The organism is uncultured Limimaricola sp., assembly GCF_964022235.1.
Classification (GTDB): domain Bacteria; phylum Pseudomonadota; class Alphaproteobacteria; order Rhodobacterales; family Rhodobacteraceae; genus Limimaricola.
Map to the genome: position 1 here is coordinate 136,055 of NZ_CAXHZL010000003.1, position 16,472 is coordinate 152,526.

16 protein-coding genes and 1 pseudogene are annotated in these 16,472 nt (G+C 67.0%); 7 read left to right on the forward strand and 10 right to left on the reverse strand.

The features are described from left to right. Positions 1 to 25: 25 nt before the first annotated feature. From AADJ02_RS05280 to coxB, 9 genes are all read right to left on the reverse strand, one after another. The gene (locus AADJ02_RS05280; protein ID WP_341211951.1) at positions 26 to 610 is read right to left on the reverse strand and encodes a GNAT family protein; all 585 of its coding nucleotides are present in this window, start codon (positions 608 to 610) and stop codon (positions 26 to 28) included. Continuing rightward, positions 610 to 1,875, reverse strand: a complete 1,266-nt coding sequence (locus tag AADJ02_RS05285) for a pitrilysin family protein (RefSeq protein ID WP_341211952.1) — start codon at positions 1,873 to 1,875, stop codon at positions 610 to 612. The genes AADJ02_RS05280 and AADJ02_RS05285 overlap by 1 nt, the downstream gene beginning before the upstream one ends. Beyond that, positions 1,872 to 3,260, reverse strand: a complete 1,389-nt coding sequence (thrC, locus tag AADJ02_RS05290) for a threonine synthase (protein ID WP_341211953.1) — start codon at positions 3,258 to 3,260, stop codon at positions 1,872 to 1,874. Before thrC ends, AADJ02_RS05285 begins: the two co-directional genes overlap by 4 nt. 17 nt (positions 3,261 to 3,277) lie before the next feature. Then, positions 3,278 to 3,946, reverse strand: a complete 669-nt coding sequence (locus AADJ02_RS05295) for an SURF1 family protein (protein ID WP_341211954.1) — start codon at positions 3,944 to 3,946, stop codon at positions 3,278 to 3,280. A 91-nt stretch (positions 3,947 to 4,037) separates the two neighbouring features. Continuing rightward, positions 4,038 to 4,838 (reverse strand): cytochrome c oxidase subunit 3, encoded by an 801-nt coding sequence (locus tag AADJ02_RS05300; protein ID WP_341211955.1) that lies wholly within the window; start codon positions 4,836 to 4,838, stop codon positions 4,038 to 4,040. 25 nt (positions 4,839 to 4,863) lie between these two features. Continuing rightward, positions 4,864 to 5,478 carry a cytochrome c oxidase assembly protein gene (locus AADJ02_RS05305; protein WP_341211956.1) on the reverse strand — a complete coding sequence of 205 codons (615 nt, stop codon included), beginning with the start codon at positions 5,476 to 5,478 and terminating at the stop codon, positions 4,864 to 4,866. Next, the gene (locus tag AADJ02_RS05310) at positions 5,475 to 5,678 is read right to left on the reverse strand and encodes a hypothetical protein (protein WP_341211957.1); all 204 of its coding nucleotides are present in this window, start codon (positions 5,676 to 5,678) and stop codon (positions 5,475 to 5,477) included. Before AADJ02_RS05310 ends, AADJ02_RS05305 begins: the two co-directional genes overlap by 4 nt. A gap of 6 nt (positions 5,679 to 5,684) precedes the next feature. After that, positions 5,685 to 6,653 (reverse strand): heme o synthase, encoded by a 969-nt coding sequence (gene cyoE, locus AADJ02_RS05315; RefSeq protein ID WP_341211958.1) that lies wholly within the window; start codon positions 6,651 to 6,653, stop codon positions 5,685 to 5,687. 169 nt (positions 6,654 to 6,822) lie between these two features. Next, entirely contained in the window at positions 6,823 to 7,680 is an 858-nt protein-coding gene (gene coxB / locus AADJ02_RS05320; RefSeq protein WP_341211959.1) for a cytochrome c oxidase subunit II, read from the reverse strand. Positions 7,681 to 7,844: 164 nt separating this feature from the next. Between coxB and tldD the strand changes: the two genes are divergently transcribed. The 6 genes and pseudogenes from tldD to AADJ02_RS05350 all read left to right on the forward strand — a co-directional run bounded on the left by tldD (position 7,845) and on the right by AADJ02_RS05350 (position 15,014). Next, on the forward strand, positions 7,845 to 9,278 hold the full coding sequence (tldD, locus tag AADJ02_RS05325; RefSeq protein ID WP_341211960.1) for a metalloprotease TldD: 1,434 nt from the start codon (positions 7,845 to 7,847) through the stop codon (positions 9,276 to 9,278). 80 nt (positions 9,279 to 9,358) lie between these two features. Continuing rightward, positions 9,359 to 10,501: pseudogene (gene dprA, locus AADJ02_RS05330) on the forward strand (DNA-processing protein DprA). Between the two features lie 101 nt (positions 10,502 to 10,602). Then, positions 10,603 to 13,320 (forward strand): type I DNA topoisomerase, encoded by a 2,718-nt coding sequence (gene topA / locus AADJ02_RS05335; protein WP_341211961.1) that lies wholly within the window; start codon positions 10,603 to 10,605, stop codon positions 13,318 to 13,320. Positions 13,321 to 13,415: 95 nt separating this feature from the next. Beyond that, entirely contained in the window at positions 13,416 to 14,111 is a 696-nt protein-coding gene (locus AADJ02_RS05340; protein WP_341211962.1) for a CoA transferase subunit A, read from the forward strand. A 2-nt stretch (positions 14,112 to 14,113) separates the two neighbouring features. Next, positions 14,114 to 14,740, forward strand: a complete 627-nt coding sequence (locus AADJ02_RS05345) for a 3-oxoacid CoA-transferase subunit B (RefSeq protein WP_341211963.1) — start codon at positions 14,114 to 14,116, stop codon at positions 14,738 to 14,740. Continuing rightward, a complete protein-coding gene (locus AADJ02_RS05350; RefSeq protein ID WP_341211964.1) occupies positions 14,733 to 15,014 on the forward strand; it encodes a GNAT family N-acetyltransferase in 282 nt (93 codons plus the stop codon). The genes AADJ02_RS05345 and AADJ02_RS05350 overlap by 8 nt, the downstream gene beginning before the upstream one ends. Position 15,015: 1 nt before the next feature. On the opposite strand, the gene AADJ02_RS05355 is transcribed toward AADJ02_RS05350, so the two are convergent. Next, positions 15,016 to 15,858, reverse strand: coding sequence for a lytic transglycosylase domain-containing protein (locus tag AADJ02_RS05355; protein WP_341211965.1), 843 nt, complete (start codon positions 15,856 to 15,858; stop codon positions 15,016 to 15,018). A gap of 290 nt (positions 15,859 to 16,148) precedes the next feature. Between AADJ02_RS05355 and AADJ02_RS05360 the strand changes: the two genes are divergently transcribed. Further along, the gene (locus tag AADJ02_RS05360; RefSeq protein ID WP_341212222.1) at positions 16,149 to 16,334 is read left to right on the forward strand and encodes a hypothetical protein; all 186 of its coding nucleotides are present in this window, start codon (positions 16,149 to 16,151) and stop codon (positions 16,332 to 16,334) included. Positions 16,335 to 16,472: the final 138 nt, after the last annotated feature.

The following is a 16,472-nucleotide window of genomic DNA, read 5'->3' on the forward strand; positions in this document are numbered from 1 at the left end:
GGGGCCTCCCTTGGCCGATCCGGGCCTAACCGGTTTCGGTGCGGCCGCGCCGGTCGGCGCGCAGATTGGCGTAAAGCACATGGTTACGCCAGCGCCCGTCGATCTGCAGGTAGCTTTGCGCAACGCCTTCGTATTTGTAGCCGCAGCGTTCCAGAAGCCGACGCGACGGAGTGTTCTCGGGCAGACAACCCGCCTCGATGCGGCTGAGGTCCATGGTGGTGAAAGCGTGGTGTACCACAGCCTGCACCGCTTCGCGCATATAGCCCATGCGCGCGAAGGGCGCGCCGACCCAGTAGCCGGTCGTGCCCGCCTGCGCCGGGCCGCGCCGGATATTGTCGAGGGTGATAGCCCCGAGCAGCATATCGTCGGCGCGGCGGATCAAAAACAGCGGCAGTGCGGTGTTCTGGCTGATCGAGCGCTGCGCCCAGTAGACGCGGTTGGTAAAGGCGCGGCGGGTCAGGTGATCCTTGGCCCAGGTCGGCTCCCACCGGGTCAGGAACTCGGCCGAATCCTCGCGCAGCGCCGCCCAGGCGCGAAAATCGCCATGCACAGGCGGTCGCAGCGTCAGCCGTTCCGTCTCGATCTGGACCCGCCGACGCTGGCCGAGCATCAGGCGGCGAGCCTTTCCTTCAGCTCTTCGAGATGCGGCGCGTTCTCGGCCGGACCGTAGAGCGCCAGCGCGCTGCCAGCGCCGCCCGCCGCGTGGGCGGCAAATTCGCGCACGGCCTCGACGGTGACGGCGTCGATCTTCTCGACCGCCTCCTCGACGCCGGGCACCCGGCCCCAGATCGCCAGCATCCGCGCCAGACGCTCGGCCCGGTTCGACGGGCTCTCAAGCCCCATCAGCATCCCGGCCTTCATCTGGGCGCGGGCGCGAGCCACCTCGGCCTCCGACATGTCATGCGCCGCGCGCTTCATCTCATCCATGGTGATCCGCGCCAGATCGCCGATCTCCTCGGCCGAGGTGCCGGCATAGATCGTGGTCATACCGGTGTCCTCATAGGCTCCGGCCTGCGCGAAGATGGTGTAGCACAGGCCCCGATCTTCGCGGATCTTCTGGAACAAACGAGAGGACATGCCGCCGCCCAGAGCGGTGGCATAGATCTGCGCGGTATAGATCGCGGGATCGCGGTAGTCTGGTCCTTCGAGCGCCATCGCGAAATGCACCTGCTCGAGCGGTTTGATTACGCGCTTTTCGCCACCCAGGAACCGCGCGGGCGGCTGGATCGGTGCCGTGACGCGCGGGGCGAGACCCCCAAATAGCCGCTCGGCGGTGCGCACGATCTCGTCGTGGTCCACATCACCCGCCGCCGACAGGATCAGCTGGCCGGGGCCATAATGCGAGCGGGTGAACTCTGCCAGATCGGCACGGCTGAACTTCGAGACACGCTCGGCCGGACCGAGAATGGTGCGGCCCAACGGCTGGTCGGGATAGGCCTCTTCCTGAAGCCAGTCGAAGATGATGTCGTCGGGCGTGTCGAGCGCCTGACCGATCTCTTGCAGGATCACGCCGCGCTCGACCTCGATTTCCTCAGGCGAGAAGACCGGGTTCAGCAGGATGTCCGAGATCACGTCGAGCGCCAGCGGCACGTCCTGACCCAGCACGCGCGCGTAATAAGCGGTCATCTCGCGCGAGGTATAGGCGTTGATGTAGCCCCCCACATCCTCGATCGCCTCGGCGATCTGAAGCGCGGAACGGGTGCTCGTGCCCTTGAACGCCATATGTTCCAGAAAATGCGCGATGCCGTTCTGGTCGGCGGTCTCGTGGCGACCACCGGCCAGCACCCAGATGCCGATCGAGGCGGACTGGAGACCGGGCATACGCTCGGTGGCGATGCGAAAGCCGTTGGAAAGGGTGTGGAGCTGGACACTCACCGTGCGATCTTCTCCCGAATGATGGATTGCAGGGCGGCGAGGTCGTTCTCGACCCGCGTCACCCGCTCGGGCCGGTCATACAGCCCCGCCATGCGGGTGGGAAGGGGCGGCCGGATCGTGGTCGCGGCCTCAACCGCGTCGGGGAACTTGGCCGGATGCGCAGTGGCAAGCGTCACCATCGGGTTGTGACCCATATGCGCCTCGGCCACATGCACGCCGACGGCCGAATGCGGGCAGAGCAGCTCGCCGGTTTCGGCGTGGATGCGGCGGATCGTCTCGCGGGTCTCCTCCTCGGAGGCGCGGCCCGAAGCGAAGCTGTCGCGCAGCCGCCCGATCGCACCTTGGCTCACGTCGAAACCGCCCTGCTCCTTCAACTCGTCCATGAGCTGGGCCACCGCGGCGCCGTCCCGCCCGTAGGCATCCCAAAGCGCGCGCTCGAAGTTCGAGGAGACCTGGATGTCCATCGAGGGGCTGATGGTGGGGGTGACGCCGGCCTTGCGATGCTCGCCGCTTTCGATCGTGCGGTGCAGGATGTCGTTGCGGTTGGTCGCGATCACCAGCCGCCCGATCGTAAGCCCCATGCGGCGCGCGATATCGCCCGCGTAGATGTCGCCGAAGTTGCCGGTCGGCACGGTGAAATCCACTTCGCGATCCGGCGCGCCAAGCGTGGTCGCGGCGGTGAAGTAATACACCACCTGCGCCAGCACCCGGCCCCAATTGATCGAGTTCACGCCCGCGAGCCGCACCTCGTCGCGGAAGGCGAAGTCGTTGAACATATCCTTGAGAGCGGCCTGACAGTCGTCGAAATCGCCTGTCACCGCGAGGGTGTGCACGTTGCTCTCGGCGGGCGTCGTCATCTGACGGCGCTGCACTTCTGAGACCCGCTCGTGCGGGAACAGGATCACCACGTCCACGTTGGCAAGGCCCCGGAACGCCTCGATCGCCGCCGAGCCGGTGTCGCCGGAGGTGGCGCCGACGATGGTGATGCGTTCGCCCGACCGCTCCAGCGAAGCCTGGAACAGCTGGCCGATCAGCTGCATGGCAAAGTCCTTGAAGGCCAGCGTTGGCCCGTGGAACAGCTCCAGCAGGTGATGGTTCGGGCCAAGCTGCTTGAGCGGCGCGCGCGCCGGGTGGGCAAAGCTCGAATAGGCCTTGGCGATCAGGGCGCGAAACTCGTCCTCGGTGAAGGCGTCGCCGATGAAGGGGCGCATCACGCGAAAGGCCACCTCCTCGTAGCGCTGGCCCGCCAGCGCCGCGATCTCGGCGCGGTTGAACATCGGCACCGTCTCGGGGACGTAGAGGCCGCCGTCGCGGGCAAGCCCGGTGAGCATCGCTTCCTCGAAGGAGAGGCTCGGGGCCTGGCCCCGTGTGGAGACGTAGCGCATGGGTCGGTCCTTCGAAGTCAGGGCGTGGCGCGGCGGCCGCGCCACAGGAAAAAGCCGGTCATCGCGGCCCAGACGGCCGCCAGCGAAAACCAGGTGATCGCATAGCCGAGGTGGTCGTTCGGGACGGCGGCGCTGTCAAGCGGCATGGGGGCCGTACCCCGGTCGGGAGTGACCCGCCGGGCCACGATCATCAAGGGCGCGGTACCCAAGGCGGCGGCCATCGGGACCACGTCGCGAGCGTACCAGATGTTGGCGGCCATGTCGGGCGGCGGGGTCCAGTCGTCGACCTCCTGGGGCCAGTGCAGGTTGCCGGTGACCATCACCTCGAGTGCCCCCCGCCCAAGATCCTTGGCCCCCAGCGGCACGAAGCCCAGATCCACCATCACCCGCCGCTGTTCGGTGTCGAGCACGCCGATGACCCGGTAGCCCGGCCCGTCGGCGGCGCTGAGGACGTGCAGTTCCTCGCCTGTCAGGCGACCTTGGGCCACCACCGGTAGATAGCGTTGCGCTTGTGGATCGGCGGTGTCGAGGCCCGAGAGCGGCACGGGCGCGGCGAGGATGCGCGCGTCGAGATCCGCGAGGATCGCCGATTTCCATGACAGGCGCTGAAGCTGCCAGACGCCCAGACCGATCAGGATGGCGCAGCCGATGAGGCCCATGAGCAGCGGAAAGATCGTTCGGCGCATCGTGTCTCCAGAAACGGATAGGACGCGCGAGAGGGCCCGCGCGTCCATATTCGGTGGGCTATGGTCGGTCGGGCGCAAGCGCCCTGCCGGATCAGCTGCCCCAGACGTAGATCGCCAGGAACAGGAACAGCCAGACCACGTCAACGAAGTGCCAGTACCATGCGGCCGCCTCGAAGCCCACGTGCTTCTCGGGGGTGAAATCGCCGCGCTGCAGACGGATCAGGCAGATGGCGAGGAAGATCGTGCCGATGATCACATGGAAGCCATGAAAGCCCGTCGCCATGAAGAACACGCCGCCATAGACGTTGCCGCCGAAGGTGAAGGGCGCTTCCCAGTACTCCAGCGCCTGGAAGGCGGTGAAGATCAGGCCGAGGCCGATCGCGATGGCCAGACCGTTGCGCATGTCTTTGCGGTTGTTCTCGTGAACCAGCGCGTGGTGCGCCCAAGTCGCCGCCGCACCCGAGCACAGCAGGATCAGCGTGTTGATCAGCGGCAGGTGCCACGGGTCGAAGGTCGCGATGCCTTCGGGCGGCCAGACGCCGTCGACCATCGGGCTTTGCGGCCCCATGGGATAGAGCGCGTTCTTGAAGAAGGCCCAGAACCACGCCACGAAGAACATGACTTCGGACATGATGAAAAAGATGAAGCCATAGCGCAGGCCGATCCGCACCACCGGGGTATGATCGCCGACGCGGCTTTCGCCGACGACGTCGGCCCACCAGCCGTACATGGTGTACAAAACGGCCGCGAGACCGATCAGGAACAGCCACGGCCCGGAGCCGTGCATCCAGGTCACGGCGCCGAACAGCATCGCGAAGGCGCCGATTGCGGCAATGAACGGCCAGATGGACGGGGCCAGGATGTGGTAGTCGTGGTTCTTCTCATGCGCCATTGCGTCGATCCCTCGGGCCTTTCGTTCAGTTCGTGTCTATCGCCTGAGCGGCGGTTCGTGTCAAAGACTCGTTGCCCGGCGCGAGTGCGGCCGTCTCCGTGTCCTGAGGCAGGTCGATCTCGTAAAACGTGTAGCTCAGCGTGATCTCGTGCACATACTTCGCCTCGCGGTCCTCGACGATCGCGGGATCGACGAAGAAGCTCACCGGCATCAGCACCGTTTCACCGGGCTGCAACACCTGTTCGGTGAAGCAGAAGCACTCGATCTTTTCGAAGTAGCCACCGGCGGCATAGGGGGCGACGTTGTAGGCCGCCTGCCCCGCCACCGGGTGGTCGGTCGGGTTGTGCGCCTCATAGAAGGCCAGCCCCGTCTCGCCGATCTTCAGCTCCATCTGGCGCTCGACCGGCTTGAAAGTCCACGGCATGCCCCGGTCGAGAGAGGCGTCGAAGCGCACGGTGATGCTCTGGTCGAGCACGGTGTCCGACCCGGCTTCGGCCACCGAGGTGGCCCCGCCAAAGCCGGTGACGCGGCAGAACCAGCTATAGAAGGGCACCGAGGCCCAGGCCAACGCGCCCATCACGACGACCACGCCCGCCGTCTGCAGCGCGGTGCGGCGCAGCTTGCGGTCCTGATCGGTCATTGCGCGGGGGTCTCCTGTGGCACCAGTTGCGGGCGGGCAACGTGGTCGAAGCTTTCCAGCTCGACGATGGAGCCAAGGCTCAGCGTCTTGACCACGGTGAGACCGAAGATCAGGGCGACGAAGCCGACGAGCAGCAGCCCGACGCCGAAGTTGCGGCCCTTCCGACGGTGATGCAGTTCATGTTCGACACGCATGGACATGTCTCCTCAGGCCCCGATGAGCCCTGACAGGATCTGCCAGGAGCCGCCCCAGGGACGCAGCGCCGCCTCGATCAGAAGCGCGCCGAAATGCAGGAAAAGATAGCCGAGCGAGATCTTGAAGACCTTCTTCTCGGCGGCATAACCATCGGCCTCGGCCGAAGCTTCGTCGCGGCGATAGAGTTGCCACGCGCCTGCCAGGAACTGGAGGTTCAGCGCCGCGGCAATGACGAGGTAGATCGGCCCGCCGATCGAGGTGAAACCAAGGCCCAGCGCCACAGGCACCAGCAGCACCGTATAGGCGAGGATGTGGCGGCGGGTGGAGCGGCGACCGTGGGTTTCGGTCAGCATCGGCACGCCCGCATCGCCGTAGTCGGACTTTACGAACAACGCCAGCGCCCAGAAGTGCGGCGGCGTCCACATGAAGGTCAGCGCGAACATCAGTACGGATTCGATTGCGATGTTGCCGGTCGCGGCGGCCCAGCCGATCATCGGGGGGAAGGCTCCGGCGGCACCGCCGATGACGATGTTCTGCGGCGTCGAACGCTTGAGCCACATCGTGTAGACCACGGCGTAAAAGAAAATCGTGAAGGCCAGGAGACCGGCGGCCAGAGGCCCGGCGGCGAGGAAAAGCACTACCACCGAAAAGCCCGAGAGCGTCAGGCCCAGCGCCAGCGCATCGCCGGGGCTTGTCTTGCCCGACGGGATCGGGCGCGACTTGGTGCGGCGCATGATCGCGTCGATGTCGGCGTCCCACCACATGTTGAGGGCACCCGAGGCGCCGCCACCCACGGCGATGCACAGGATCGCCACGAAGCCGAGGAAGGGGTGCACCGGAACCGGGGCCACGAGAAGGCCCACCAGCGCGGTGAAAACCACGAGCGACATCACGCGCGGCTTCAGCAGCGCGAAATAATCGCCCAAGCCCGCTTCGGGGGCACCGTTGTAGCTCACGTCGGTCATGCTGGCATCGGTCATGCGGGCTCCCGTCCGGCGGTCATCATCCGCCGTCGCTGGTGGCGCGGTCGCGGGGGCTTGGCCCGCGGGCGCGGCCGGGGCGTCCCGGCCGGTCGTCATGTCGGCAAGCGGCAAAGCCGCTCCGTCGGGCGGGCGCTCATGCGCCCGGCCCTGTCATTCCCGTCCCGGCTCAGGCCGGGAACTCTTCCTTGGCGCCCGCGAGCCACTGCTCGTAGGCCTCGGGGCTCACCACCTTGACGGTGATCGGCATATAGGCGTGGTCCTTGCCGCACAGCTCGGAGCACTGGCCGAAGTAGACGCCTTCCTGCTCGGCGGCGAACCACAGCTGGGCGATCCGCCCCGGCACCGCGTCCTGCTTCACGCCGAAGGCCGGAATGGTCCAGGAGTGGATCACGTCGGCGCCGGTCACGTCCATCACCACGGTGGCGCCCACGGGGACCACGACGGCGGTGTCGGTCGCCAGCTTGAATTCGTCGCGCGAATAGCCCGCCTCGACCAGTTCGGCTTCGATCTCCGCGTTGAGGTTGCCCATGCCCGCGCCGATCATGAAGCTTTCGAAGGCGACCTCTTCGTCGACATACTCATAGCCCCAGTACCACTGGTAGCCGGTGACCTTGATGTGGACGTCGCCCTCGGGGATCTCCTGCTGGTCGAACAGAACCGGCAGCGAGAAGGCCCCGATGAAGATCAGGATGACGATCGGCACGATGGTCCATGCGATCTCGAGCGGCGAGTTGTGGGTGAACTCGGCGGGCTTCGGGTTGGACTTGCGGTTGTAGCGCAGGATCACAAAGATCAGCAAGCCCGTGACGAAGAGCGTGATGGCGGTGATGATGACGAGCAGCATGCCGTCGAGCCAGTGGATGTCGCGCGCCAGCTTGGTGGCGGCGGGCTGCCAGCCCACGGCCCCGTCGACCGGACGGCCGATGATCGGCAGTTCGGCGATCTGCTCCTGTGCCGAGACCATGCCCGCCATCAGGGTGGCTGTGGCGGTCCCGAGCACGGCGAGGGGCTTTGTGAGGTGCATGTCTCTACCTTGCGTGTGTGGCGTAAGTCGGCGCCCCGAGGCCCCCGCTTGGGCGGAATCCCCTGTCGTCCGCGGGTCTAATCCCATAAACTGCCGCGCAGAACAAGCTGTCGGGTTGCGGCAAACGGACGCCCACCGGCGGCGCGGCATCCAAGGAACATCGCATGTCCTCATCGCAGGCTGAGCCCGCTTTCGACCCTTTTGCAACCCATCTCGACCGCAACGGCGCGCTGCGCCTGCTGCGCGAGGCCGTGGCAGGGGCCGACGATGGCGAACTTTTCATCGAGCGTCGCCGCTCCGAGGTTCTGGGCTTCGACGATGGCCGGCTGCGCCACGCCAACTTCGACGCGGCCGAGGGGTTCGGCCTGCGCGCGGTCCGTGGCGAAACCTCGGGCTACGCCCACTCCACCACCGTCGACGAACACGCGCTGAAGCGGGCCGTGGCCACCGCGCGGCTTGCCGTGGGCGATGGCGGCGGCACGCTCGCCGAGGCGCCCGCGCGCACCAACCGACACCTCTATACCGATGCCGATCCGATCGCGGGGGCGGCCTTTGGCGTGAAAGTGGACCTGTTGCGCGAGATCGACGCCTTTGCCCGCGCGCTCGACCCCAAGGTGGTCCAAGTCACCGCGAGCCTTGCGGCCTCGCATCAGGAGGTGGCGATCCTGCGGCCCGAGGATGCGCTTTATACCGACATCCGCCCGATGGCGCGCATCTCGATCGGCGTCATCGTCGAAAAGGACGGCCGTCGCGAAAGCGGCAACATGGGCGGCGGCGGCCGCTTCGGCCTCGACGGGCTGATGGCCCGCGACCATTGGGAGCCGGTGGTGCGCGAGGCACTCCGCATCGCTCTGGTCAACCTCGACGCCGAAGCCGCTCCTGCGGGCGTCATGGACGTGGTGCTCGGCCCCGGCTGGCCCGGCATCCTGCTACACGAGGCGATCGGTCATGGGCTCGAGGGGGACTTCAATCGCAAGGGCTCTTCGGCCTTTTCGGGGCTGATGGGCAGCCAGATCGCCGCGCGCGGCGTCACCGTGCTCGACGACGGTACTCTGCCCGACCGGCGCGGCTCGCTTACCTTCGACGACGAAGGTACGCCCTCGAATCGCACCACGCTCATCGAGGACGGCAAGCTGGTAGGCTATATGCAGGACCGGCAAAACGCGCGACTGATGGGCGTGACCCCAACCGGCAACGGGCGGCGCGAAAGCTTTGCCCACACGCCGATGCCGCGCATGACCAACACCTACATGCTGGCGGGCAAGGACGACCCAGCAGGGATGGTGGCGGATCTCAAGGACGGGATCTGGGCCGTGGGATTCGGCGGCGGTCAGGTCGACATCACCTCGGGCAAGTTCGTGTTCTCCTGCACCGAGGCCTACCGCGTGAAGAACGGCCGGATCGGCGCGCCGGTCAAGGGCGCGACCCTGATCGGGGATGGGGCAACCGCGCTCAAGCACATCCGCGCCATCGGCAACGATCTGGCGCTCGATCCGGGCATCGGCAATTGTGGCAAGAACGGCCAATGGGTGCCGGTGGGCGTGGGGCAACCCTCGCTGACCATCGGTGGTCTGACGGTCGGCGGATCGGGGAGCTGACTCCGGTCCGACGCCCTTCGTGGTTTACGCGCTGTTAACCAAAGCGCCCTAGACCTGAGCCTGCAACAGGCGAGGCGCGGATGGCCCAGAACCCGACTTCTTCCGCTCACCCCCCACTCCCACCCACCACGGAAGAGGACACGCTGTCCCGCCTCCGCCTGTTGCGCTCGCGCCGTGTCGGCATCGCCACCTACTGGCGTCTGCTGGCCGAACACGGCTCGGCCCACACGGCCCTCGACGCGCTGCCCGACGTGGCGCGCGCCGCGGGGATCGAGGATTACACCGCCTGCACGCCCGAGGCCGCGCGCGCCGAGATGGCCGCCGCTAAGGCCGCGAGCGCGCGGCTTCTCGTGCATGGTGATCCGCTCTATCCCGCCGACCTCGCCGCTCTCTCCGACGCGCCGCCGCTGCTTTGGCTGCGGGGCCGCGCGGCCCTTCTGCGCCGCCCGATGCTGGCCATGGTGGGCGCACGCAACGCCTCTTCGCTGGGGCTTCGCATGGCCCGCAGGCTGGCCGCCGACCTGTCCGAGGCGGGCTGGGTCGTGGTTTCGGGGCTGGCGCGCGGCATTGACGCGCAGGCGCATGAAGCCGCGCTCCGGCGCGGCACGATCGCGGTAACGGCTGGCGGGGTCGATGTGACCTAACCGCCCGACAATGCCGATCTGACCGCCCATATCGGCCGCGAGGGGTTGATCCTCTCGGAGCAGCCCGTGGGACTCGCACCGCAGGGTCGTCATTTTCCCGCGCGCAACCGCATCGTCGCGGGCCTGTCGCGGGCCGTGGTGGTGGTCGAGGCGGCGACCCGCTCGGGAAGCCTGATCACGGCGCGCGCGGCCCTTGAGGCGGGACGCGAGGTGCTGGCGGTGCCCGGCCATCCTTTCGACGCCCGCGCCGGGGGCTGCAACGTGCTGATCCGCGACGGAGCCACGCTGGTGCGCGGGGCGCAGGACGTGCTCGATCTCGTAGGACGCATCACGTCGGAGGAACCTGCCCCCCCCGCCGCGCCGAAAGAGGCGCCGCAGGGGGTCGATGACGATCTTTCGGCGCGCATCCTCGACCGCCTCTGCACCGCCCCGCTGGCCGAGGATCAACTGCTGCGCGATCTTGGCCTTCCCGCGGCGCGGGTGTCGCAGGCGCTGGTCGATCTGGAACTGTCGGGCCGGGTGGGCCGACAGCCCGGCGGGCTGCTGGTGCGCCACGACCTTGAGCGAACGGCGGGATGAGGGCCCGGCAAGGCAAGCGGAACAGGGCGCATTGACAATGCAGCAAGGGCCGCCACATGTTGCCCGCCCAAAGCGTCCCTCCCCTGACCCGAGGATTCTCCATGCCAGTCGTCGTCGTCGAATCTCCGGCCAAGGCCAAGACGATCAACACTTATCTTGGGTCGGACTATACCGTCCTCGCCTCCTACGGGCATGTTCGCGACCTGCCCCCCAAGGACGGGTCGGTCGACACCGACAACGATTTCGACATGCGCTGGGAGATCGGCGCCGACAGCCGCAAGCACGTCAAGGCCATCGCTGACGCGCTGAAGAACGACCCCAACCTCATTCTCGCGACCGACCCCGATCGCGAAGGAGAAGCGATCTCGTGGCACCTGCAGGAGGCGTTGACCGCCCGTAAGGTGCTCAAGAAGGACACGCCGGTCAGCCGCGTCGTCTTCAACGCGATCACCAAGGCCGCGGTCACCGAGGCCATGAAGAACCCGCGTGAGGTCGACGCGCCGCTGGTGCACGCTTATCTGGCGCGCCGCGCGCTCGACTACCTCGTGGGCTTCAATCTCTCGCCGGTGCTGTGGCGCAAGCTGCCGGGCGCGAAATCGGCAGGCCGCGTGCAGTCGGTCTGCCTGCGCCTCATCGTCGAGCGCGAGATGGAGATCGAGGCGTTCAAGCCCTGCGAATACTGGAGCGTGAAGGCGCAACTCGTCACGCCCCGGGGTCAGGAATACGAGGCACGGCTCACCGTGCTGGCGGGCCAGAAGCTCGACCGTTTCGACATCGCCGATTTCACCCAAGCCGAGATGGCGGTGCAGGCCGTGGCCTCGCGCGATCTCACCGTGGCTTCGGTCGAGGCGAAACCGGCCTCCCGCAACCCTTCGGCTCCCTTCATGACCTCGACGCTGCAGCAGGAAGCCAGCCGCAAGTTCGGCATGGGCGCGCGGGCGACGATGTCGGCGGCCCAGCGCCTCTACGAGGCGGGGTACATTACCTACATGCGGACCGATGGCATCGACATGGCGCCCGAGGCGGTGATGGCCGCGCGCGACGAGATCAAGTCGCGCTACGGCGAGGCTTATGTCCCTAAATCCCCGCGCATGTACAAGAACAAGGCCAAGAACGCGCAAGAGGCGCACGAGTGCATCCGCCCCACCGACATGTCGCGTGACGCGGGCAAGCTGGCCCGGCTCGAGCCCGAGCAGCGCAAGCTCTACGACCTGATCTGGAAGCGCACCCTTGCCTGCCAGATGGAAGCGGCGCGGATGGAGCGTACCACCGTCGACATCGGCAGCCGTGACGAGCAGGTGATGCTGCGCGCCACCGGTCAGGTCGTGCTCTTCGACGGCTTCCTCAAGGTTTATGAGGAGGGCCGCGACGACGTCGAGAGCGACGACGACCGCCGCCTGCCGCAGATCCATCAGGGCGAGGCCGCCAAATTCGCCGCCGGCACGCTCAAGGCGGCCTTCGCGAAGGCGACTGAAGAGAACAAGGACGCCGCTGTGCTTGGTGGACCCGACGCCGTGCTGGCGCTTCAGCATCACACCCAGCCGCCGCCGCGCTACACCGAGGCGACGCTGGTCAAGCGCATGGAAGAGCTCGGCATCGGACGCCCCTCGACCTATGCCAGCGTCATCGGCACGATCCAGGACCGCGAATACGTCACCAAGGACAAGAACCGGCTGATTCCGCAGGACAAGGGCCGGATCGTCACGATCTTCCTGCTGAACTTCTTCAAGCGCTACGTGGAGTACGACTTCACCGCCGAGCTCGAAGAACAGCTCGACGATGTCTCCGCCGGCAAGGCCGATTACAAGGAGCTGCTCGCCCGCTTCTGGCGCGACTTCTCGGCGGCCATCGCCGAAACCTCCGAGCTTCGGATCACCGAGGTGCTCGACGTACTCGACGAGGCCCTCGCACCCCAGCTCTACCCGCCCCGCGAGGATGGCACCGATCCGCGACAGTGCCCGCAGTGCGGCACCGGTCAGCTGCACCTGAAGACCTCGCGCACGGGCGGTTTCGTCGGCTGCGGCAACTATCCCGAGTGCCGCTACACCCGCCCCATCGGCGGCGACGGGGTCGACACCGGGGCCGACCGGGTGTTGGGCGAGGATGGCGGCGACGACATCTGGCTCAAGACCGGGCGCTTTGGCCCCTATGTGCAGCGTGGCGAGCCAACTGAAGAGCAGCCCAAGCCCCAGCGCGCCTCGCTGCCCAAGGGCTGGCAGGCGGATGCGATGGATCTCGACAAGGCGCTGACGCTCCTGTCGCTGCCGCGCTTCGTGGGCAACCACCCCGAGGATGGCGAGCCGGTCGAGGCAGGGCTCGGCCGCTTCGGCCCCTTCGTCAAGCACGGCAAGCTTTATGCCAACCTCAAGGAGGTCGACGAGGTCTTCGAGATCGGCATGAACCGCGCGGTCGAGGTGCTGGCGCAGAAGGCCGCGGGCCGCGCCGGGCGCGGAGCCGCCGCCAAGGCACTCAAGGATCTGGGCGAGCATCCCTCGGGCGGCGCGATCTCGGTGATGCCAGGGCGGTATGGGCCTTACGTGAAATGGGAGAAGGTCAACGCGACCCTGCCCAAGGATCTGGAGCCCGAGGTGGTGACGCTGGAGCAGGCGATCGCGCTGGTGGAGGAAAAGGCCGCCAAGGGCGGCAAGAAGAAGGCACCTGCCAAGAAGGCGGCGGCCAAGAAGCCTGCTGCCAAAAAGCCCGCTGCGAAAAAGGCCACGGCCAGCAAGACCACCGCGGCCAAGAAGGCCCCCGCCAAGAAGACGGCGGCAAAGAAGGCCGAAGCTGCCGACAAGGCCCCTGACGAAGCTGCCGAATAAGCAAAGCGCCGCGCCGCCCGCTGCGGCGCGGCATCCGCATTGACTTCGCGCCCGCCCGGCGCAAGTCTCGCCCCCGTGACAACAGGGGGAGACGCATGAAAAAGATATATCCGGATGCCGCCACGGCGCTCGACGGGCTTTTGTCCGACGGGATGCTCATCGCGGCCGGGGGCTTCGGCCTTTGCGGCATTCCCGAGCTGCTCATCGCAGCGATCCGCGACGCAGGCACCAAGGATCTCACCTTTGCCTCGAACAACGCGGGCGTCGATGATTTCGGCATCGGCCAATTGCTGCAGACGCGGCAGGTGAAGAAGATGATCTCCTCCTATGTGGGAGAGAACGCCGAATTCATGCGCCAGTATCTCAGTGGAGAGCTGGAGCTGGAGTTCACGCCGCAGGGCACGCTGGCCGAGCGGATGCGCGCGGGCGGCTCGGGCATCCCCGGCTTCTACACCAAGACCGGCGTCGGCACGAAGGTGGCCGAGGGCAAGGAAGAGAAGGTCTTCGACGGCGAGACCTATATCCTCGAGCGCGGCATCGTTGCCGATCTGTCGATCGTCAAGGCTTGGAAGGCCGACGAAACCGGCAACCTCGTCTTTCGCAAGACCGCCCGCAACTTCAACCCGCCCGCCGCGATGGCTGGACGGATCTGCGTCGCCGAGGTCGAGGAAATCGTGCCCACGGGTAGCCTCGACCCCGACCACATCCACCTGCCCGGTATCTATGTGCACCGCCTGATCCAGGGGCAGCACGAAAAGCGCATCGAACAGCGCACCGTAAGGGAGGCTTGATCATGGCGTGGGATCGCAAGCAGATGGCGGCGCGCGCCGCGCGGGAGCTCGAGGACGGCACCTATGTGAACCTCGGCATCGGTATTCCGACGCTCGTGCCGAACTACATCCCCGAAGGCATCCATGTGACGCTCCAGTCCGAGAACGGCATGCTCGGCATGGGGCCGTTCCCGACCGAGGAGGAGATCGACCCCGATCTGATCAACGCGGGCAAGCAGACCATCACCGAGCTGCCGCACACCGCCTATTTCGACAGCGCCACGAGCTTTGGCATGATCCGCGGCGGCAAGATCGCGATGGCGATTCTGGGCGCGATGGAGGTGGCCGAGAACGGCGATCTGGCGAACTGGATGATCCCCGGCAAGCTGGTCAAGGGCATGGGCGGGGCCATGGATCTCGTCGCGGGCGTTGGTCGCGTCGTGGTGGTGATGGACCACACCTCCAAGCATGGCGAAAGCAAGCTTTTGAAGGAATGCTCGCTGCCGCTCACCGGCAAGGCGGTGGTGAACCGGATCATCACGGGTCTGGGCGTGCTCGACGTGGTCGAGGGCGGGCTCAAGATCGTCGAATGCGCACCCGGTGTCACCGAGGACGAGATCCGTGCGGCCACGGAGGCGACCATTGTCTGAGGTAACGCGCGAAGGCGGCCCCGATCGGGGCCGCTACCTGCTCGATCTCGGGGATGGCGCTCAGGCCGAGTTGACGTGGGTGGCGCGCGGCGAAACACGTGTGGCCACACATACCGGCGTGCCGCGAGAGCACGAGGGGCAAGGCCATGCCGCGGCACTTGTCACGGCGATGGTCGCGGATGCGAAGGCGCAAGGTTTTCGCATCGTGCCCGCCTGCTCCTATGTTGCGATCTGGGCGCGGCGGCATCCCGACGCGGCGCAGCACTTCGCCTAGATCACAGGCGGCCCACGGAAAACACGCAGCCGTCGCTCACCAGCACCGGCGGCGTCAGGCACAACCCCCGCGCCACGGTCCATGCGGCAAGCACCTTGGGCACGTAGGCGCGGGTTTCGGCATAAGGCGGCACGCCAGCATTGTCGCGCACCGACCCCTCGCCCGCGTTGTATCCCGCGAGCACGAGGATCGGGTCGCGGTCGAAATGCCCCATCAGCCAGTCAAGGTAGGCGATGCCGCCTCGAATGTTCTCGGTGGGAATGCGGCGGTCGGTGACGCCGAATCGCGCCGCCGTGGCGGGCATCAGCTGCATCAGCCCCTGCGCGCCCGCCGAGCTTACCGCGTCGGTACGCCCCGCGCTTTCCACCGCGATCACCGACAGCGCCAGCGCAGGCGATACCTTGGTGCCGACGGTCATGCGCATGATGTCCGCGCCGTGCATCCGGGCGATCTCCTGCATATGCTGCAGCCGCGGCGCAGCGGCGGCCCCGGAGGGAGCCGAGCGTAGCGCCGACAGGGCCTGCTCGAGCCGCCCCGGCCCGCTGTCCGACAGGCGTGGCGACACTGCCGTCCAGAACCACTCCGCCGTGGGCTGTTTCGCGGGGGTGGCAGCAGCGGGGGCCGCCCCCCCCGTGCCGCCCTGCCCGGCTGCGGCAGGCGCGGCGGGTTTGAAGGGGGCCACCGGGGCGATCTGCACGGTGATCCGCCGGGCTCCCGCCTTCGGGACCGCGATGCGGCGATAGGTGAAGTCGGTGCCGATCTTTTCGGCTGCCACAGGCCCTGCGGCCCCAAGCAGCAGTCCCGCTGCGATGGCGATCGGCCCGTACAGTTTCGCAGGCGTCATCGGCCGGCCCCATTCATTCCGCGATTCTCTTTTGCACCTTATCGGCCCGTTTCGCGCAACGATGCCCCCGCAGGTCACGGCGTTGGTGCCTGAGGAGAAACCGACACGCTCCATGGGCCGGGATTGGCTGAAAAGGGCGCGAAAATCGCGCGATCACAGACAAACTCCCGCCCCAATCCGATGCGCATATGGGGACATCCAACGCGGTGATCGCAACCGGAGCAGACCCCGGAATGAGACAGCCCGCACGGGTAGAGAACGTCCAACATTACCCCGAGGAGGGTTATACCATGCTCAACTTCATCAAGACTTTCACCCAAGACGAAGCCGGTGCAGTTACGGTCGACTGGGTCGTGCTCACCGCAGCCATCGTCGGTCTCGGCGTTGCGATCCTGGCGCAGGTCACCGGCGGCGCCAAGGAACTGGCCACCGGCATCAGCACCGATCTGACCGCCCAGATCAACAAGACCTACTAAGGTCCGCTTGGATACGGGCATGGCTGTCACCATGTCCGAAGGGGTCGCGCCGAGGCGCGGCCCCTTTGCGCATGCGGCAGCAGGCGGCCTCGGTTCCGGCCCTGAAACCCCATCGCGGCGCCACATTCCCCGGCCACG